Annotated in this window: 17 protein-coding genes; 9 read left to right on the top strand and 8 right to left on the bottom strand. The window is 66.6% G+C overall.

The genetic code is table 11. The features are described 5' to 3' along the window. Positions 1 to 77 precede the first annotated feature (77 nt). On the bottom strand, positions 78 to 272 hold the full coding sequence (locus ACFU4Z_RS04140; RefSeq protein WP_379059594.1) for a winged helix-turn-helix transcriptional regulator: 195 nt from the start codon (positions 270 to 272) through the stop codon (positions 78 to 80). 92 nt (positions 273 to 364) lie between these two features. Between ACFU4Z_RS04140 and ACFU4Z_RS04135 the strand changes: the two genes are divergently transcribed. Next, the gene (locus tag ACFU4Z_RS04135) at positions 365 to 1,453 is read left to right on the top strand and encodes a DUF4185 domain-containing protein (RefSeq protein WP_379059593.1); all 1,089 of its coding nucleotides are present in this window, start codon (positions 365 to 367) and stop codon (positions 1,451 to 1,453) included. A gap of 73 nt (positions 1,454 to 1,526) precedes the next feature. Here the strand turns inward: ACFU4Z_RS04135 and ACFU4Z_RS04130 are convergent, their stop codons facing one another. From ACFU4Z_RS04130 to ACFU4Z_RS04120, 3 genes are all read right to left on the bottom strand, one after another. Beyond that, on the bottom strand, positions 1,527 to 1,727 hold the full coding sequence (locus ACFU4Z_RS04130; protein WP_379059592.1) for a hypothetical protein: 201 nt from the start codon (positions 1,725 to 1,727) through the stop codon (positions 1,527 to 1,529). A gap of 349 nt (positions 1,728 to 2,076) precedes the next feature. Continuing rightward, on the bottom strand, positions 2,077 to 2,310 hold the full coding sequence (locus ACFU4Z_RS04125) for a hypothetical protein (RefSeq protein WP_379059591.1): 234 nt from the start codon (positions 2,308 to 2,310) through the stop codon (positions 2,077 to 2,079). Positions 2,311 to 2,949: 639 nt separating this feature from the next. Beyond that, positions 2,950 to 4,749, bottom strand: a complete 1,800-nt coding sequence (locus tag ACFU4Z_RS04120; RefSeq protein ID WP_379059589.1) for a VanW family protein — start codon at positions 4,747 to 4,749, stop codon at positions 2,950 to 2,952. 448 nt (positions 4,750 to 5,197) lie between these two features. Between ACFU4Z_RS04120 and gnd the strand changes: the two genes are divergently transcribed. The 4 genes from gnd (at position 5,198) to ACFU4Z_RS04100 (ending at position 9,847) form a co-directional block, all read left to right on the top strand. Beyond that, positions 5,198 to 6,229, top strand: coding sequence for a phosphogluconate dehydrogenase (NAD(+)-dependent, decarboxylating) (gene gnd / locus ACFU4Z_RS04115; RefSeq protein ID WP_379060331.1), 1,032 nt, complete (start codon positions 5,198 to 5,200; stop codon positions 6,227 to 6,229). 223 nt (positions 6,230 to 6,452) lie between these two features. Continuing rightward, positions 6,453 to 8,207 carry an SDR family oxidoreductase gene (locus ACFU4Z_RS04110; protein ID WP_379059587.1) on the top strand — a complete coding sequence of 585 codons (1,755 nt, stop codon included), beginning with the start codon at positions 6,453 to 6,455 and terminating at the stop codon, positions 8,205 to 8,207. A gap of 249 nt (positions 8,208 to 8,456) precedes the next feature. Beyond that, on the top strand, positions 8,457 to 8,657 hold the full coding sequence (locus tag ACFU4Z_RS04105; RefSeq protein WP_379059586.1) for a helix-turn-helix transcriptional regulator: 201 nt from the start codon (positions 8,457 to 8,459) through the stop codon (positions 8,655 to 8,657). Between the two features lie 38 nt (positions 8,658 to 8,695). Continuing rightward, on the top strand, positions 8,696 to 9,847 hold the full coding sequence (locus tag ACFU4Z_RS04100; RefSeq protein ID WP_379059584.1) for a type II toxin-antitoxin system HipA family toxin: 1,152 nt from the start codon (positions 8,696 to 8,698) through the stop codon (positions 9,845 to 9,847). 236 nt (positions 9,848 to 10,083) lie between these two features. On the opposite strand, the gene ACFU4Z_RS04095 is transcribed toward ACFU4Z_RS04100, so the two are convergent. After that, positions 10,084 to 11,400: an acetyl-CoA C-acetyltransferase gene (locus tag ACFU4Z_RS04095; protein ID WP_379059583.1), complete on the bottom strand. Its 1,317-nt coding sequence runs from the start codon at positions 11,398 to 11,400 to the stop codon at positions 10,084 to 10,086. A gap of 242 nt (positions 11,401 to 11,642) precedes the next feature. On the opposite strand from ACFU4Z_RS04095, the gene ACFU4Z_RS04090 reads away from it, so the two are divergent. Next, positions 11,643 to 13,001, top strand: a complete 1,359-nt coding sequence (locus ACFU4Z_RS04090) for a 3-oxoacyl-ACP reductase (protein WP_379059582.1) — start codon at positions 11,643 to 11,645, stop codon at positions 12,999 to 13,001. After that, positions 13,001 to 13,894: a MaoC/PaaZ C-terminal domain-containing protein gene (locus ACFU4Z_RS04085; protein ID WP_379060330.1), complete on the top strand. Its 894-nt coding sequence runs from the start codon at positions 13,001 to 13,003 to the stop codon at positions 13,892 to 13,894. The genes ACFU4Z_RS04090 and ACFU4Z_RS04085 overlap by 1 nt, the downstream gene beginning before the upstream one ends. Positions 13,895 to 13,969: 75 nt before the next feature. Here the strand turns inward: ACFU4Z_RS04085 and ACFU4Z_RS04080 are convergent, their stop codons facing one another. From ACFU4Z_RS04080 to ACFU4Z_RS04070, 3 genes are all read right to left on the bottom strand, one after another. Next, on the bottom strand, positions 13,970 to 15,205 hold the full coding sequence (locus ACFU4Z_RS04080; RefSeq protein ID WP_379059581.1) for a DUF5685 family protein: 1,236 nt from the start codon (positions 15,203 to 15,205) through the stop codon (positions 13,970 to 13,972). 60 nt (positions 15,206 to 15,265) lie between these two features. Further along, on the bottom strand, positions 15,266 to 15,865 hold the full coding sequence (locus ACFU4Z_RS04075; RefSeq protein ID WP_379059580.1) for a TetR/AcrR family transcriptional regulator: 600 nt from the start codon (positions 15,863 to 15,865) through the stop codon (positions 15,266 to 15,268). Between the two features lie 292 nt (positions 15,866 to 16,157). Then, positions 16,158 to 17,339, bottom strand: a complete 1,182-nt coding sequence (locus ACFU4Z_RS04070; protein ID WP_379059579.1) for a glycoside hydrolase family 3 N-terminal domain-containing protein — start codon at positions 17,337 to 17,339, stop codon at positions 16,158 to 16,160. A 319-nt stretch (positions 17,340 to 17,658) separates the two neighbouring features. Here ACFU4Z_RS04070 and ACFU4Z_RS04065 point away from each other — a divergent pair, with 319 nt between their 5' ends. Both ACFU4Z_RS04065 and ACFU4Z_RS04060 read left to right on the top strand, forming a co-directional pair. Next, positions 17,659 to 18,138: a universal stress protein gene (locus tag ACFU4Z_RS04065; RefSeq protein WP_379059578.1), complete on the top strand. Its 480-nt coding sequence runs from the start codon at positions 17,659 to 17,661 to the stop codon at positions 18,136 to 18,138. Positions 18,139 to 18,346: 208 nt separating this feature from the next. Further along, complete coding sequence (locus ACFU4Z_RS04060; RefSeq protein ID WP_379059576.1) at positions 18,347 to 19,441, top strand: isochorismate synthase MenF; 1,095 nt, start codon at positions 18,347 to 18,349, stop codon at positions 19,439 to 19,441. Positions 19,442 to 19,538 lie beyond the last annotated feature (97 nt).

The following is a 19,538-nucleotide window of genomic DNA, read 5'->3' as shown; positions in this document are numbered from 1 at the left end:
GCTGACTGCTATCACACACTGAACACAGCACAGCGGCCCGGAGACTCTCCGGGCCGCTGTGCTTTTCAGTGCGTGCGCTAGTCGATTCGGTCTGCGTGCTCGGCGTCGAATTCGGCCTGCGAGCGCAGGATTGCGTCGTGGTTATCGCGTGACCATGCGACCAGCCCGAAGATCGGGACCGACAGGCTCTGGCCGCGCTCGGTCAGCGCGTATTCGACCTGTGGCGGATAGGTCGGCAGCACGGTGCGGCTGACAAGACCGTCACGAACCACTCGGCATAACACCGGCCGCCGGACATCGGCCGCGAAAAGCGGTGCACAATGATCGGGCAAGCCGCGCGTGTGCCGACGAAGGGACCGTTTGGATGAACCGCTCGCTGCCCGCCCTTGCCAGAATCGGCGTACTCACCGCCGCATTCGTCGTCGCGTTCGCCGGACCGGCCTGCGCTGATCCGAACAATGTCAATCCGATTCCCGGGCTCAACGGCCAGCCGCGCGGACTACCGCGGCTACCGGGTCCGGCCCAGGCGATCTTCCAGGTGACCGGGATCGACAGCCCCAATCACACCCAGAACGTCAACGTGCTCGGCACCGATCTCGGCATCATGTGGGACGACGGCGGCGGCCGGATGATCACCGCCTTCGGCGACAGCGCCGGGCTCGGCGTGCCCAACCTGCTCGCGGGCAGCGTCTGGGCCTGGAACAGCAACGTCCTGTTCCGCAGCACCACCAAGGACCCGGCGAACGGCATCATCTTCGACAGCGTGGTGCCCAATCCCCTGCCGAGTCCGAAGATTCCCGGCATCGAGATCAGCTTTATCCCGACCGCGGGCATCTCGGTGGGCGGCGTGCAGTTCATGAGCATGATGTCGGTGCGCGAATGGGGCGACCACGGCAAGTGGGCCACCAACTTCACCACCCTCGCGGCCTCCGGTGACGGCGGGCAGACCTGGGCCCAGCTGACCAACACCCGGCGGGCGAATGTGGACGGCCACGAGAAGTTTCAGCAGAACGCCTTCATGAAGGACGCGGGATATATCTACCGCTATGGCACACCCGGAGGCCGCGACAACCCCGGATTCGTCTCCAGGACAAAGGAAGCCGATATCGCGAATATCGACGGCTATGAGTATTGGGACGGCGGCGCATGGCAGCCCGGCGACGCGAAGACCGCGGCGCCGATCGTCGGCGAGGTCGCCGAGCTGTCGGTGATGTGGAACAACTACCTCGGCAAGTTCGTCATGCTCACCACCGACCCGGCCAATTCCGTTGTCATGCGCACCGCGTCGGCTCCACAGGGCCCATGGGGCGAACCGCAGGTTCTCGTCAGCGGGCCGTCATTGCCGACTGCCTACGCACCCATGATCTTTCCGTACCAGACCGGGCCGGACCTCTACTTCATGCTGACCGTGCACAACCAGTACAACGTGATCCTGCTGCGAACTCCATTGTGACGGGTGGCCAGACAACACAAGCGGCCCGGATTTCTCCGGGCCGCTTGTGGATCGACGCGCAATCGAGCGCTTATCAGCCTGCCGTGGCGGCGGTCGGCAGCGGCTTGACGCCACCCGAACCGGTCGCCAGCAGCTTCACGATGCCGGCGGCGAGGTTGCCCGAGCCGGTGGGAGCCGGGACGGGGGCGGGGGTCTCGGCCGCGGCGATACCCGAACCAGCGAGGACGATACCGGCAGCGGCAACGGCGGCACCGAACAGACGAATCTTGCGCATGAAAACTCTTCTTCCTTAAGCCTCATCCGACCGCGTGTGCGATCGACTGCGCATTTCTATCACGGTAGATTTTCGATCGGGGTCGTGATAATGAACACCATGCAAACTGATGGTTACCAGTTCCCCACACGACCTGGAGGTTCGCTGTGCGGCGACGCTACTCGCCGTCGGCACAAATAATCAGTAGTGGCAGAAATACTGGCCTCCCTCTCGCGGCTCGTGATAATGCGAACCGGCCCTCGCCGATTAAGCCACAGGGCGCTCGAGAACCTTTGCACAGCAACAGGTATCGAGGGCAAAAACCAAAATACCCCGCCTCGTGCGAGGCGGGGCAATTCGGTTTCGCTAATTACGGGGTCGTGGGGGGCTTGGTAGCCGCCGAGCCGGACGCCAGCGCCTTGAGAAGTTCCGGAAGCAGCGCCGCCGAGCCGGTGCCACCCGGGGTGGGCTCACCCGGGGCGATGGTGCCGATTTCCTGCAGGACGACGCCCTGGTCGACAGTTGCGGACGCCAGGCCAGAGCCCGCGCCGATCACAGCAGCAGCAGCGATAAAGACCACACCGAACACGCGAAGCTTGCTCATTGAACATCTACCCCTAGAAATATCTCTCGCCGATAACACGTTTGTTATCAACGAAAGATGTTCTATCACAAGGCTTCAACTGCCAGCGAGCAAATGCGCGATCCCTCCACCGGACAGAAGTTGCCGCACCGTTGCGAGTCATTCGAAATGAAATCCACGGATAATCGGGCTCGAACCCAGCGGCCGGGCGGCCCCGCACCGCACCCACCCCCGCGAACTCCGCCGCCGCCAAAACGGCTGGTGACGCTGCAGCTGGCACGATAGGGCGCACAGCATCGGGCACACGCCGAGATCACACCAAAGACCTTGTGCGATGTCCCAATTGGGCGAATCTCGAGGGAACCGGGAGACATGCCCATAGAACTGTGGTGTACCCAGCTACCCACAAGTTATGTTGAGAAGTATTTCACAGAATTTACCTGTAACATTTCCGGGCTCGCGGAGATGATGCGGTGATTCGCTATTATCCGCTCGATCCGAGCACCCAACGCGCTCGGTAATCCAGGCCATTCCCGTACAGCCCGCCTCCGGAACTGTACGGGTAGCGCCGCAGCCCGCAATCTCAGATCGCGTCCGGGAGGGTAGGCGGGATCAAGTCGTCCTCCGCAGGTTCCCCGGCGCCGACGCGCTGAGCCCGGCCTACTCGCACTTGACGATAGGGATCGGGTCGTACTTCACGGTCCGAGTCGCACGCGAGACTTCCCGGCCGGTTTTGCGATCGGTGATGACGCGAGTATCGGACACGGTGAACCCGGGGGCGCCCTCGGAGGCGATGCAGTCCTTGCCCTTCGGCAGGGTGACGGTGTTGGGTTCGGTCGGCTTGGTGCGTTCGCCGGTGGTGGACTCGACATCGACGGTCTTGGTACCCCAGAGCCGGACCGTGACATCGGCGTCGGTGGTGAGGGTCTCGATGTACACGCCGTTGGGGGTGTTGTTGCGGAAGCGCAGGTCGATGGCGCCGTCGAAGACGGTGGCCTCGCGCGCGGCGGGGTAGCGCGAGATGTAGTAGCTGTGCTCGGTGTGGCCCGCGTCCTCGAGGCCCGCGAAGTAGGAGGCGTTGTAGAGGGTGGTCGCGAATTGGCTGATCCCACCGCCGACGGCGGTGCTCGGTCGACCGTGATCGATGATGCCGGATTCGACATAGCCCTCGGCCGTGCCGCGCGGGCCGGTGAAGTCGTTGAGCGAGAACGTATCTCCAGGTTTGACGATGGCGCCGTTCACCTTCCGCGCTACCACCCGGATATTCACCCCCGAGGGACCGCTGAAGCCGTTGGTGGTGAATTGACCCATGACGTCGGTGACGCCGAGGCCCTGCGCGGCCTCGGTGGTGAGCTTGGGCTCGACCTTGTCGTAGATGGCCTGGGCGGTTCGTTCCTGCGGCAGCACAACGAGATTCGGCAGCTGCTCGAGCGTCTTCGGCCAGTTGATCTTGTCGCCGACGATCGCGGGAACAACCTTCGCCGCGCTACCGGCCAGACTGAAGGTCGCGTCCTTCGCCTCCACCTCGGAGGGAGCCAGCTGGGGCGCCAGCAGACCGGTCGCGATCTCCTGGTTGAAGGTGGCGGCGAGTCCGCCATTGCCATCGGGCGTGAACGACACGATGGACGCGATCTGCTCCGGCTCCAGCTTGGCCGCCGCACCCTTGCCCGCGAAGGTGATCGGCGCGCGCACCGCGGGCTCCGCGACCTCGTGCAATGCCCGATCGACCGCTTCCGGACGCACGGTCATGGGGGCGGCCGTCTCCGGCAGATCGATCAGCGCGCCGTAGATCCAATTGTCGATCAGCGCTGCGCGGGCCGCGGGACCGTCGAGCACCCGTCCTGGCACCGGCGGCACAGCTACCGGTCTCCCGCCGTCGAATCTGATGGTGCCTTCCACCGTCGGCCTGTCATGCACCCGCAGGGCGGCGAGCTGACGATCCATCGCCGAGTTGTCGACCACACTGGCGATCGGCACCGCACGGGTGGTGAACAGCGATGCCAGCCGGGTGACCGGATTCAGTGGCTGCGAGCCGACGCGTTCCCAGGTGGTCGCCCAGTCCACTTCCAGCCCCGCGGCGCTCGGCAGCAGCTTGGTCTGCATATCGGCGATCTGCACCGGCAGTTCGTGCCCGGAACGCGGGCCGAGCACCGCGCGCAGCTTGGTGTCCGCCGTGCCGGTCTCGAGGCCGCCGACGCTGACGCCGGCGATCTCGACGCCGCGCGGCACTTCCCCAGCCGACAACAGCAGGTCCGCCACGTACACGAATCCGGTCAGCGCGATGAAGGCGCCGATCCCGATGCCGATCTTCTTGACGAGGGGAGCCTTCGGTGAACCACTCCCCTCGGGGTGCGGCTGCGGTTCCTGCCGCCGAGACCAGCGCTCAGTCGCGGCCTCGCTGACCGGCGGGCCAGGGGACGGCTGCACCCTGGCGGTCGCCCGAAGGGGTTGGGTGGGCATCGAGTCTTGCCCCCCGCCGGTGGGCGGGTCCGGTAACGGAGAACGGGTCGATTCGAGGAGCTGGCGCAGTCCGACTTCGCCGCCTTCGTATCTGCCGTGACCGTCACGCCCGGTGCTCGATTCGCTCGTCACGAACCGTCCTCCCCGCTCGAGATGAAAAGGGACCTCGCACGGTTGCGAGTCTCCGCCCACCATAGTGGCCGCTACCGGCATCGTCCGCAGAGCACAGATCCGCAGCAAACCTTGCGCAAAAATGCCCGCGCGGCACATGGAGAGGCCCCGCGCAGTTGCCGGGTCGGGGGTCTGGCAACTACGCGGAGCCGATTGGAATATCGCCGCCGCGAACAAGGTGTTACACCCGCCGACCGCGACCGCGGCCGACTGGCGCGGGACAATCGACCAGAACTCTCGCTATCAGGGCTCGAATACACGAGGGAGATGGATGAGTATGCAGCTGGGAATGATCGGTCTAGGCCGGATGGGCGGCAATATCGTGCGCCGCATCGTCAGGGACGGGCACACCGCCGTCGGCTACGAACGCAGGCCCAAGCGCATCGACGAACTGACCGCCGAGCTGGGCACTGAGAAATTCCAGGGCGCCACCGAGCTGGCGGACTTCGTCGGCAAGTTGCAGACACCGCGCGTGGTCTGGGTGATGATTCCCGCAGGCGCCACCGGTGCGGTCATCGATCAACTGGCCGAGGCGCTCGAACCGGGCGACATCATCATCGACGGCGGCAACAGCCGCTACCACGAGGACCTCGTCCGCGCCGAGCAGTTGCGGCCCAAAGGAATTCACTACGTGGACATCGGCACCTCGGGCGGCGTCTTCGGGCTCGAGCGCGGCTTCTGCCTGATGATCGGCGGCGAGGCCGAACAGGTGAAGTATCTCGACCCACTCCTGAAATCCATCGCTCCCGGTGTCGAGGCCGCGGAGCGGACACCGGGACGCACCGGGGAACCGTCCGCGGCCGAGCACGGCTACCTGCACTGCGGCCCGGCCGGCGCGGGCCACTTCGTGAAAATGGTGCACAACGGCATCGAGTACGGCGCCATGCAGGCCTATGCCGAGGGGCTGAACATCCTGCACAAGGCGAATATCGGCGCGGACCACGACGCTCGGTTCTCCGCCGAGGAGACGCCGCTCGAGCATCCCGAGTACTACCGGTACGCGATCGACATCCCCGAGGTCACCGAGGTGTGGCGGCGCGGCTCGGTAGTCGCCTCATGGTTGCTGGACCTGACCGCGGGCGCCCTCTACGCCGATCCGAACCTCGATTCGTTCGACGGCCGGGTCTCGGATTCGGGTGAGGGCCGGTGGACCCTCGACGCCGCGATCGACACCGGAGTCCCCGCGCCCGTCCTCGCGGCGTCGCTGTTCGCGCGATTCTCCTCGCGGGGCGAATCGCTGTACGCGGACAAGACGCTTTCGGCCATGCGTCAGGCCTTCGGCGGGCACCACGAGTTGCCGGAGAAATAGCGAGTCCGGTCGGGTCGAGCGTCGAGTCCAGACAGACAATTCGGCACAAAAATCGGACAAAAGCATCGCGGATCAGCGCCGATGACCTAACTCACAAGGCCGTGACACCGGACCGGCGGCAACGTCGCCGACACCGAGGGGCTACCCGAAACTCGCCGTCTCAGACACAATGAATCCGACGGCGACATCCGCTGCCGGCGGTCCGGAAGGGTAGGTCTACTCCATGGTCGAGAAACATGTGGTGCGCAACGACGACGTCGACATCGCCGTCTTCGAGCAGGGCAATCCGGCGGGCCCGACGGTCCTGCTGCTGCACGGCTGGCCCGACACCCACCACCTGTGGAACAACGTCGCGCCGGAACTCACCGACCGATTCCGGGTGCTGAGCGTGGACAACCGCGGGCACGGCGAGTCATCCAACCCGCCGGGCACCAAGGCCATTTCCGTGGCGAATTTCGCGGCGGACTACGTCGCGGTGATCGAGGCGCTCGGCAATGGCGAGCCCGTCCACGTGCTCGCGCACGACTGGGGCAGCATTGCGATGTGGGAGGTGCTCGCGCGGCCCGACGCGCATCGACTTGTCGCGTCGTTCACCTCGGTCTCCGGCCCCAGCCTTGCGCACACCGCGAGCTGGGCACGCAGCAGGCTGGCCAGGCCGACGCCGCGCAATATCGCGCTTCCGCTGGCACAACTCGGCTCGTTCGCCTATTCGGGGGTTTTCTCACTGCCGGTGCTTCCGCAAGCGGTGATCGCGGCGGGGGTGAGCGAAGAGCGTTGGCGGACTTGGCTTTCCCGCGCGGAGGGAGCGGCCCCCGACCAGATCCACCTGGCCCCCACGTTCAAGCAGGACATGGCGAGCGGCCTGCGCATCTACCGATCGACCTGGGCCACCAATCCACTGGGTGCCCGCGCGCAGCACACCTCGGTTCCGGTGCAGATCATTGTCGGCACCCGCGATCCCGCGGTACGGCAGTCGAGTTACTCCGATGAGGACCGCTGGGTCGACGCGGTGTGGTTGCGCGTGCTGCAGGGCGGGCATTGGCTGCCGTTCTCCCATCCGCGACTACTCGCCTCGGCGGCCGTCGAATTGATCGACGCGGTGGCAGGCGGGCCGCAGTCGCGCACCTTGCGACGCACGCGAATGGGTGTACCGCGCAAGCCGTTCGAGGACCAGCTGGTGGTGATCACCGGTGGCGGCAGCGGGATCGGGCGGGAAACCGCACTCGCCTTCGCCGAGGACGGCGCGGAGATCGTGGTGTCGGATATCGACATCACCGCCGCGGAGGCGACCGTCGCGCTGATTTCCCGGTCGGACGGCCGCGGCCACGCCTATGAACTGGATGTCTCCGACGAAGCGGCGGTGCGCAAGCACGCCGAGAGTGTGATCGCCGAGCACGGCGTGCCGGATGTGCTGATCAACAATGCGGGCATCGGCCAGGCCGGACGCTTCCTGGACACCTCCACCGAGGATTTCCAGCGCGTGCTGAATGTGAACCTCAACGGAGTCGTCAACGGCTGCCGCGCTTTCGCCGGTCATATGGTCGAGCGCGGACTCGGCGGACACATCGTGAACCTCTCCAGTATGGCCGGATACATGCCACAGCAGGGGTTCAGCGCCTATTCCACAAGCAAGGCAGCGGTTTTCATGTTCTCCGACTGCTTGCGCGCCGAACTGGCGAAGCACAACATCGGCGTCAGCACCATCTGCCCCGGCATCGTGCACACCAATATCGTGCGCAACACCAGGATGTCGGGCGTCCCGCCCGAAGAGGAGGCACGCAGGCAGCAACGCTACGACCGCCTCTATCAACGGCGCGGCTACGGGCCGGAGAAAGTGGCCAGGCAGATCGTGCGAGCGGTGCGGAAGGACCGGCAAGTCGTACCGGTGACGCCAGAAGCACGGTTGCAGTACATAGTCGGACGACTCGCCCCCGGCCTGGTCCGCTTCGCCGCCGCCCGCATCAGGCTGGTGCGCTGACACCAGCGGGTTCGCATGACACCGACGGACCAACGCCACTGTCGCGGCACCCAAGTCCGGCAGGCAGACGCCGAGAGGCGCCAGCACGCCGACTAAACCGGCATGATTTTGCCGATTCCACTAGCTCCTCACACCAGATCGTCAGTTCGGCTTCCAACCGGCGAGATTCTGCCGAATTCTGTCGACCTCCGGTAGGATCGGCCGCACCACTGACAGAATCGGCAGAATCCTGCCGCCATCGGAGGCTGAATGGCAGCGATCATCAGCATCGGGCGGGCGATCCGAACAGCAAGACGCCGGCACCGTTTGACTCAGGAGCAACTCGCGGAACTCGCAGGCACGTCGACTCGGACGGTCCGCGAGATCGAGCACGGGAGCGGATCGACAAGCATCGCAACCGTTGCCGCAGTGGCGGACGCCGTGGGTCTCACACTGGGGGTCATCAGTTGACCAGCTTCGAAGACTTTCGACATGTCGAAAGCGCAGACGTGTACAAAGCGGGACAGTTGGCCGCAACGCTCGCACGCACTGCGAATGGCGGCACCGAATTCCACTACCGACCCGAGTATCTGGCGGAACATGGTGCACCGATCGCGACGACGCTGCCACAGAGCACGGAGCCCATCTACTGCGCCGCCGGATCCATACCCCCATTCTTCGAAGGGCTTCTCCCAGAAGGTCATCGCCTGACAGCACTTCGACGCGCAGTCAAGACCAGCGCCGATGATGAGCTCAGCCTGCTGCTCGCCGTCGGCGTTGACGCGCCAGGGGACGTGCAAGTTGTCCCGACGAACTGCCCACTTGTCGAAACTGCGGCCCTGATCGAGGGGGATACACCGTCCGACCTCGACTTCGCCCGACTTGTCGACAAGGTCGACCCTCACGCGTTACCCGGGGTGCAGCGAAAAGCCAGCGCATCAATGATCAGCGTGCCGCTTTCAGCTCAGTACGGCCGCTTCATCCTCAAGCTCTCGCCGCTGGAGTATCCACATCTAGTCGAAAATGAGGCGGCACACCTGCAAGCCGCAAAGCTGTTGAAGCTCCCCGTCGCCGTGGCAAGTCTCGTCACCGACCGCACTGGGGAATCGGGTTTGCTGGTGCGTCGCTTCGATCGTGTACCCACCGATGATTCCTGGCTTCGGCTGGCGTTCGAGGACGCGACCCAAATACTCGGGCTGCCGCCAGCGGCTAAATATCGGACCGATGCCGTGTCCCTCGTCAGCGCACTCGCACAATTCACCGACGCGCCACTAGTCGCGACCAGAAATGCATATCTACAGTTTCTCTTCGCATGGCTGACCGGAAACGGCGACCTGCACGCGAAGAACATCGGCCTTCTCGAAGATCGCGGTGGAAGGTGGCATGTCGCACCGATCTACGACATCCCCAGCACACTGATTTACGAGGACGATTCGATGGCGCTACCGATCGCGGGACGCACACGAAAGCTCCGTGGGCGAGACTGGATCGCGTTCGCCGCGGAGATCGGTCTGCCAGACCGTGCGGCCGCCTCGGCGCGCCAGCTCGCCCTTCGTGCCGCCACGGCAATCTCGTACACAGAACTACCATTCGCAGGATCGCCACTGCACCGCGTCGAACGCGAACTCCGCTGGCGGCGAAGGGAACTCGAGAGCAAGTGAGGCCGCGGCCGGACAGTCCGGCATGGATGCAGCAACAAGGGGTATCCGATCGAGAAACCGACCGAATACCCCTCGTCGTGTGCTCACTTTCGGCCGTCTCTACAGGACAACTGATTTCGTCAGCACATGGGTAACTCGCCGGGTACCGGCGAACTCACCCATCACCTCTCCGCCGCTAGCCAACGCGACGGTCGCGGCACCTGAGTCCGGCCTGAATACGCGGAGAGGCGGAACAGCTAGCGCTCCAGGATGGCTACGACGCCCTGGCCGCCTGCCGCGCAGATGGAGATCAGCGCGCGGCCGGATCCCCTCTCCGCCAACATCTTCGCGGTGGAGGCGACGATGCGGCCGCCGGTGGCGGCGAACGGGTGGCCCGCGGCGAGCGAGGAGCCGTTGACATTGAGCTTGCTGCGGTCGATCGCGCCGAGCGCGCCGTCGAGGCCGAGGCGCTCCTTGCAGTAGGCGTCGGACTCCCATGCCTGCATGGTCGCGAGCACCACGGAGGCGAAGGCCTCGTGGATTTCGTAGTAGTCGAAGTCCTGCAGGGTCAGGCCGTTGCGGGCCAGCATGCGGGGCACCGCGTAGGTCGGGGCCATCAGCAGGCCGTCGGGGCCGTGGATGTAGTCGACGGCGGCGACCTCGCTGTCCACCAGGTGCGCGAGCACCAGCAGGTTGCGCTCGGCGGCCCATTCGTCGCTGGACAACAGCACCGCGGAGGCGCCGTCGGTCAACGGGGTGGAGTTGCCCGCGGTCATGGTGGCCTCGCCCGCCTTCACACCGAAGACCGGCTTCAGGGTGGCCAGCTTCTCGACGGTCGAGCCGGGACGCAGGTTGTCGTCGCGGGTCAGGCCGAGGAACGGGGTGATCAGGTCGTCGAAGAAGCCACGGTCGTAGGCGGCCGCCATGTTCTTGTGCGACAGGTAGGCCAGCTCGTCCTGCGCCTCGCGGGCGACGCCGAATTCCTTGGCGGTGATGGCGGCGTGCTCACCCATGGACAGCCCGGTGCGCGGCTCGGCATTGCGCGGGATCTCGATGCCGAGCATGCCGGGGCGCAGCTGGCCGACCAGCTTGAGCCGGTCCTTGTTGCTCTTGGCGCGGTTGGCGTCGAGCATCCACTCGCGCATGCCTTCGCTGACGCCGATCGGAGCATCGGAGGTGGTGTCGGTGCCACCGCCGACCCCGGCCTCGATCCGACCGGCCGCGATCGCGTCACCGACGGTGACGATCGCCTGCAGGCCGGTGCCGCAGGCGAGCTGCAGGTCGTGGGCCGGGGTGTAGGGGCTGAGCTTGCTGCCGAGCACGCTCTCGCGGATCATGCCGTGCTCGCCGACGCGCTTGAGTACCGCGCCGCCGACGACCATGCCGAGGCGCTCGCCCTGCAGGTTGAACCGGCTGACAAGGCCGTCGAGCGCGGCCGTGAACATGTCCTGGTTGGAGGCGTGGGCGTAGGCCTTGTCGGAGCGGGCGAACGGAATCCGGTTGCCGCCCACAATCGCAACCGGGCGGGGAGCCTTCTTGGCCGTGCTCTTCGCCGAACGGGCTTTGGTTGTCACTCGAGTCTCCAGGTCTCGTCGGGGGTTGGCCGGCGCCCCGGTGCTCGCACGGAAATTCTGTGCGGATCGGCGCCCCGTCGTGTTGGTTTACTTTAAACTTACTCTGGAGTAAGTTTGTTGTCGACACCGCACCCCGTGCACGTGCGTAATTTCGCCTGGGGACGCGCAGTGAACGAGCAGCACCCGGTTGGCCGGCAGCCACCGGCGAGTCGAGTACACACGACACAGAAAAGGGAGAAACAGTGGCAGCGAACAAGAGCAAGGGTGCTCCCAACCTCTACGGATCGTTCGTACACTCCGCCCCCGGACAGTTCCTGGCGAGCAAGCTGGGCCTGCCGCAGCCGCAGACCCTGCGCCGCTACAGCAAGGGCGAGCCGCCGCTGCCCGGCCCGGTGCTGCTCGGCGGCAAGGGCCGCGTCGCAGAGCCGGTGCGCACCCTGCTGTCGGACTACACCTTCGCCGACGCGCCGAGCCAGGGCGCGAAGTACGGCGCGCTGGTCTTCGACGCGACCGGCATCGGCTCGGTCGAGGACCTTTCGCAGCTGTTCGAGTTCTTCCAGCCCGCCATGCGCAATGTTGCCGCGTCGGGCCGCATCGTGGTGATCGGCACCACCCCCGAGCTCACCGCGAGCGTGGACGAGCAGATCGCCCAGCGCGCGCTGGAGGGCTTCACCCGCAGCGTCGCCAAGGAGCTGCTGCGCGGCGCCACCGCCCAGCTGGTGTACCTGCACCCGGAGGCGGCCCCGACCGCGACCGGTCTGGAATCCACGCTGCGCTTCCTGCTTTCGGCCAAGTCGGCGTTCGTCGACGGCCAGGTCATCCGGGTCGGCAAGGACGACGCGGTCGCACCCGCCAGCTGGGATCGCCCGCTCGAGGGCAAGGTCGCCGTTGTCACCGGCGCGGCCCGCGGCATCGGCGCGACCATCGCCGAGGTGTTCGCCCGTGACGGCGCCACCGTGATCGTCGCCGACATCCCGGCCGCGGGCGAGGCGCTCTCGGCCACCGCCAACAAGGTCGGCGGCACCGCGCTCGCGCTGGACGTGACCGCGCCCGACGCCGCGGAAAAGCTGGCCGAATTCGCCACCGAGCGTTTCGGCGGCATCGACATCGTCGTGCACAACGCGGGCATCACCCGCGACAAGCTGCTCGCCAACATGGACGAGGGCCGCTGGAACTCGGTCATCAACGTGAACCTCGCCGCGCCGCACCGCATTACCGAGGGCCTGGTCGCCCGTGGCGCGCTCAAGGAAGGCGGCCGCGTGATCGACGTGTCCTCCATCGCGGGCATCGCGGGCAACCGCGGCCAGACCAACTACGGCGCCTCCAAGGCCGGTGTCATCGGCATGGTCAACGCCGAGGCGCCGAAGCTGGCCGAGAAGGGCATCACCATCAACGCGGTCGCGCCCGGCTTCATCGAGACCGCGATGACCGCGGCCATCCCGCTCGCGACCCGTGAGGCGGGCCGCCTGATGAGCTCGCTGCTGCAGGGCGGCGAGACCGTCGACGTGGCCGAGACCATCGCCTACTTCGCGAGCCCGGCGTCGAACGCGGTGAGCGGCAACGTGGTTCGGGTCTGCGGACAGAGCCTGATCGGAGCATGATGGCACGGGCGGGAACAGGGCGGGAGAAGACGCAGTTGATCACACTTACCGAACCTCCGAAGAACAGCAGCCTGTTCGTCAAGGCCGCGCTCGGCGCGGTCCCGGTGCCGCTGATCTCGGCACGCAAGTCCGCCCTGCCGGATCGGACCGTCCGGCTCGAGGGCTTCAAGGTAGACCCGGACCATCTCGCCGCGTACTGCCGGGCGACCGGACTGCGGTTCAACGACTCGTTGCCGCTGACCTACCCGTTCATCCTGAGCTTCCCGCTTGCCATGCAGCTGGTGGTGGCGCGCGACTTTCCGTTCGTCGCGGTGGGTGCGGTGCACGCGCAGAACCGGATCGAGCGCATCCGCGAGATCTCGGTGAGCGAGCCGCTGGACTTCACGACGCACATCGAGAACCTGCGCGAGCACCCGAAGGGTCTGCTCGTCGACGCGGTGACCGAGGTCAACGTCGGCAGGGAGCTGGTGTGGCGTCAGGTCACCACCTTCCTGCACCAGCAGCGCACCTCGCTGTCGGGCGGACCCAAGCCGGAGCCGAAGCCGGACGAGGTTCCGCCGCCCCCGCTGCGCACGCTGCGGGTGGATCAGAAGACGATCACCCGGTACGCGTCCGCATCCGGTGATCACAATCCGATCCACACTTCGGCGTTGGGCGCCAAGGCTTTCGGCTTCCCGAAGGCGATCGCGCACGGCATGTGGTCGGCGGCGAACATCCTCGGCAATATCGAGGGCCGCATCCCGGAGCAGACGACCTACACGGTCAAGTTCGGGAAGCCGATTCTGCTGCCGTCCACGGTGAACGTGTACGCGGATCAGGTCGACGGTGGCTGGGATCTGGCGTTGCTCAACCCGAAGAAGGGTTACCCGCACCTGACTGCCACACTGCGCTGAACAAAGCTGGAGCGAGAGCCGCACCTCGAATAGGGGTGCGGCTCTTGCGTTTCCGGCACGCCGCCGACGAAGTGTTCAGCAGTCGCAGCCGCAATCACAGCAATTGCCACAGTCACAGCAATTGCCACAGCTGTCACCGCAATCGCAGCAGCTACAGCAGTCGCAATTCTTGATCCAGGCGTCTTTGCGCTGACCGGAGCACGGGCTGGTGTGGTCGGCGCAGCAGGCGTAGCCGGTGCAGTAGACACCGAGGACCAAGGCGAGAGCTTCGCCTACCCCAGGGCGGCGCGTCGGCGGTCGATGCCCGGTGTTGGGCGGACCGGGGTACCGCAGGGTCACCTTGTCGTGGGATGCGTTGCAGGCGTGGATGGTTGCGCCGACGCCGCGGCCCACCTTGCGCACCAGGGTGTGCAACGGGTCCAGCAGCATCCAGCGAATGGTCGGCACCTGGTCCAGCCCGGCCGCGGTGACAGCCGCGCGGACCTGCGAGTCCGATTGCCGCAGTAGGTCATAGGCCTCCGGCATGGTCGTTCCGGTGGCCGCGAGCGGGTTGAAGCGACCGCGCGTGCTGTCGGCCTCGAAATCCTCGACAGCGTCGGCGAGATGCGCGATACGGCCGAAATGTCTGCCCGCCTCGCGCAATGCGGCGATGTTCTCCGGACGGTCGGCCAGTACCGCGGTATGCCCGAACAATTCCGAGGCACAGATCTGGGTCGGCGCGGTCAACTGTTCCAGAGTCGGCCGTTCGCGCATCGACTGTGCGCCGCCCGCACGTCGTTCGAGTTCGGACTGCGAATCTATCGCGACGACAAGAGGTTCCACGTTCAGCCCGATCCGGCCCGCCTGCGAACGCGCCCGCTCGGCCCAGCGGTCGGAAACCTTGGTCATCGGCCGTCTGGTCAGCGCCGAACTGTCACCGTCCTCGACATGATCGCGAATCTTGGCCGCGCCCAGCAACAGTGACGCCGTCGATGCCAATAGCACGCCCGGCGAGTCGGCGGCGGCAACCGTGGCCCGCTGCATCCCGCGCAACGCGCACGGCCCCGCGACGGTCCGCGCCATCGGCCCGGCGAGCTGGGCCTCGGTCAGCACGCTCAGCACGATCGCATCGGTATTGGTCGCCGTCCGCGCCAACTGCCCGTGCCCGTCGCGTAATCCCAGACATAGCCCACACATATGGGTGCGCCACTCCGTCGCGTCGATGCCGTATTTCTCCGCGCCATGCGAACATGGCCGCAACATCCCGAACAATTCCGCCCCGTCCCTCCCCGGCTGCCACCGAATCAGCCGGTCCTTACTCGATGAACTCACGCACTCTGTCAGCCCGTCGACGACGTGGCAAGCCGAGCGGCGATCATCGCGCCAATGGGGCTACTCGGCCTTCTTGCGGCCCGCCAGGCCGCGCCAGGCGAGGTCGTCGAGGAGATCGACGGCTTCGCCGACTTCGATCCGTCCGGTGGCAACGCGGTCGGCGATCGCTTCGCCCGCGCCGATGACCGCTACGGCCACCACGTCGAAGTTGGTGCCCGGCTCGGCATGCTTGGCGCTGGACTCGAGCAGTTTGGCGGTGAGCTCGATGACGCGCTCGCGGGCGTTCTCGATCTCCGAGGCGAAGGCTTGCTGCCCGATCGCCTGGCGGTAGAGGACCTGCCAGGAGCGACGGTTGCTGTCGACGAAACCGAGGAAGCCCTCCAGCGCCGTACGGACCTGCTCGTGCGGGGACAACTGCGGATTGCCCGCCGGTGCCACCGACTCGATGAATCGCAGCCCCTCGCGCTGGATGCAGGCGCGGAACAGCTCGTCCTTGGAGCCGTAGTAGAGATACAGCATCGGCTTGGAGATCTTCGCCTCGGCGGCGATCGCATCCATCGAGGTGTCGTGGAAGCCTTTGCGCGAGAACACCTCGACCGCGGCGTCGAGCATCTGCTGCTCACGAACCGCCCGAGGAAGTCGCTTCGTCCCGCCAGCCATCCACTCTCCTACCACATGGTGAAGTTCCTATATTACTCCAAGGTAAGTTCCGTGGGTTGGATTTGCTCACCAGTCGCCCGATATCGCGGTGATGAGATGTCACAACGCCGGGGCGATCCGCCGACCCGGAGTTGATCGGCCCGGTGATCATGCCGGACTCGGCGCGTCCCGTCACCTGACTCTGTACATCTCCGGGAACTCCGGGGCGTGGCGGATCGAGCTCGCGCTCCACGCACACGCGCCGACGGATCACTGCGCAGGCGGCGGCGGACAACACAGGTTGAGCGTCAGCTCAACAGGTCAGCGCACCCTTGTAGCGGGCAACACGCAGCACAGAGGCATCGACGCGGGCGGCGGGCAGGCGACCGCTCGACACCGCCTCCTCGAGCCGGTCGAGCACCTGCGGTACCGCGTCGGTGGTTATCCACAGGGCGTTGTCGGCGCCCGCGACCAGCGCCGCCTCGACCGCCTCTTCGATACTCATCCGGCTGGTGATCGCGGCCATGCCGCCGAGATCGTCGGTGAAGATGACGCCCTGGAAAGGCGCGGCGCCGTATCCGGTGCCGTTCCGCAGCAGCGACATGACCTCGGGACTGATGCTGGCGGGGATACCGGGGGTGGTGAGGCCTGGCACGTCGAGGTGACCGACCATGACCCCCGAGCCGGAGTTGATCAGGGCGCGGAACGGAGCGAGGTCGACGGTCTGCAGTTGGTCCAGCGGCGGGGTGCGAACCGCGCCGGTGTGGGAGTCACCGGAGCCGGAGCCGTGGCCCGGGAAGTGCTTGATCACCGTGCCGACGCCGACCTCGCGCATGGCGCGGATGTAGGCGTCCGCGTAGCGGGTCACCACGGCGGGATCGTCGGAGAACGAACGGTCACCGATGACGGAATCATCGGGCTGGCTGCTCACGTCGACGTCGGGGGCGAAATCCACCGTCACACCGAGGTCCTTGAGCGCCTTGCCCCTGGTCAGCGTGGCGTCGTGGAACTGTTCGGGCGTCATGGTCTGCGCGGTCACCCGCGCCGACGGCACGGCGCCGATCAAGTCCTTGACTCGGGAGACGCGGCCGCCCTCCTCATCGATGGTCACCATCAACGGGACCTTGGCCGCGGCCGTGACCTGGCCGATCTGACCGTCGGCCAGCAGTGCCTGCTCCGTCCAGCCGCCGACGAAGATGCCGCCCACCTGTTCGGTGCGGACCACATTCGTGGCGTCGGCGGCGCCGGTGACCCCGACGGTCAACAGCTGTGCCAGCTTCTCTCGCTGCGTGAATCGCGCGAGATAGTCGGCCGCGCAATCCGGTTTCGCCGATGCGGTGCCGGGCGCCCCTGGCTCGGACCCCGACGCGGACCCCGGCGACGCGCCGGTCGGCTGCGCCTGCGAGGTTGTCGTGGCGGTAGTGGTGTCACCGCTCGAGCACGAGGTCGCGACGGCGGCGAGGATAGCGAGCAGGACGAGAGGCGTCTTCCGCATGAGTACTCACGGTAATCGCCGCGCTCGACCCTGGTGCGCCTGGGTGCGACCTGCCGTAGCGGACGAGCGTTCTACCGTGCCCAGTGGGGTTTCGGTGACCAGCCGCGGTGTCGGGCGACCGACCGCGCAGCTGGTCGGCCCGGTGCGGGGATTCACTTGGCCCCGAACAGCATTCCGGCGATCGGGGCCCCGGACACACGCCTACATCGACCATTCACCCATGTCGTGCGGCCGATTGTCCGTGCGCGGCGCGGCCGCCACAATGAGCTCCCGGAGTAACCTGATTGCGTAGCCATGTGACTCCGACCAGGAGGTCATCGTGCCCTGCGATCTGATGCTCATCGCTTATGACGGCTCCGAGAATGCCAAGCGGGCCATCGAATACGCCGGACGGTTCCTTTCCGCGAACCGAGCCGTGGTGCTGACCGCCTGGGAACCGATGGTGCGCCAAGCCGCGCGCCTGTCGGGCCTGTCCGGAGTGATGCAGCCGGAATGGGTGCCCGACGAAGAGGTCGAGGACATCGCCTACGTCGACGCCCGCAACGTGAACACCGAGGGCGTCCGGCTGGCCAAGCTCGCCGGCCTGAATGCCGAGGCGCGCACCGCCGAATGCACCACAACGATCTGGAACGCCATTGTCGAATGCGCCGACGACCTCGACGTCGACATCATCGTCGCAGGCACTCGTGGCGCCACCGGCATCCGCGCGCTGCTGCACAGCAGCGTCGCCGACGCCGTCCTCAAGCACTGCCATCGCCCCGTCCTCATGGTGCCGCCGGGCAAGGAGCCCCGCCGCTAGCCCGACGAGTGGCACCCACGCAGGAGACTCCGCGGCATGTCGCCGCGACCATGCGCCACTGCCACAGCGGGCGCGACCGCAGCGGTGAGATCTGGGTCGCTGATGGGTGAGTGCGGGGTGGCGGGGTCGGGCGGCTGCCTCATCGTCGCCCGGCCCGGCGCGACTGGCGACGGACTCCCTCCGGCAGTGCGATTAGGGTCGAGGGATCATGGACGGTTTTCTGCTCGCTCAGCCAAGTGGTGTTGTTCGCGCGTCCGGTAGGCGGATCGCGTTCGACGAGGCCGCGCGAGCGGTGGCGGCATTGCGCGACGGCACCGCGAAGCTGGTGGTGGGCGCGCTGCCATTCGATCCGCGGCGGCCGGCCGCGTTGAGCGTGCCGGAACGGGCGCAGCACACCGCGGGGCCATGGCGGCCCGCCGCCTTGCCCGAGCTGCCCGCGGTGGCTGTGGTTACCGAGATCCCCAGTCCGGCAGAGCATGTCGCGCGGGTGACGAAGCTGATCGAGCAGTTGCAGGATCCGGGGCAGCGGCTGCGCAAGGTCGTCGCCGCCAGATCGGTGCTGGCCGAGGCACAAGACGCGCTGGATCCGGAGGTGGTGGCCGGGCATCTGCTCACCAGGCATCCGCACGCCAATGTGTTCGCGGTCGACCTGACACCCGCGGGACGAGCGGGCATGACGCTGGTCGGCGCGACGCCGGAGGTGCTGGTCGCGCGGCACGGCGATACCGTCACGCTGCGGCCGCTCGCGGGCACACTGCCACGGCTGGCAGATCCAGAGGCGGACGCGGCGCAGGCACGAGAATTGCTGGCCAGCAACAAGAATCGTGACGAGCATGCCTTCGTCGTCGACTGGATCCGGGAGGTACTCACCCCGGTTTGCACGCAACTGAGCATCCCCGACGGCCCAGAGCTGATCAACACCCACGAGGTCTGGCACCTCGCCACGCCGATCACCGGCCGGCTCCGCGACCCCGCGACCACCGCCCTGGACCTGGCGCTGCTGCTGCACCCCACACCAGCGGTGTGCGGGACGCCGACCGACCTGGCGCTCGACACGATCGCCCAGCGGGAAGAGGACCGCGGCTTCTACGGCGGCGCGGTGGGCTGGTGCGACGAGAACGGCGACGGCGAGTGGGTTGTCTCGATCCGCTGTGCGGAACTCTCGGCCGACGGCCGCTCGGTGCGCGCCTTCGCGGGCGGCGGCATCCTCGCCGCCTCCGATCCACACGCCGAACTCGACGAGACCACCGCCAAACTCCGCACCCTGCTCGGCAGCCTGCATTGCGCGATCCCGGAACGCTGATCGGGTCTTGTGATATCGGTAAGACGGCCTGAACGCACGCGAAGCGCGGTCTTACTGCTAGGTTGACCCGGAATATGCCTGCATCGATGTATTGGAG

The sequence above is a fragment of the Nocardia sp. NPDC057440 genome, from assembly GCF_042802915.1.
Lineage (GTDB): Bacteria > Actinomycetota > Actinomycetes > Mycobacteriales > Mycobacteriaceae > Nocardia.
This window is presented reverse-complemented; position numbering and strand designations above follow the sequence as displayed.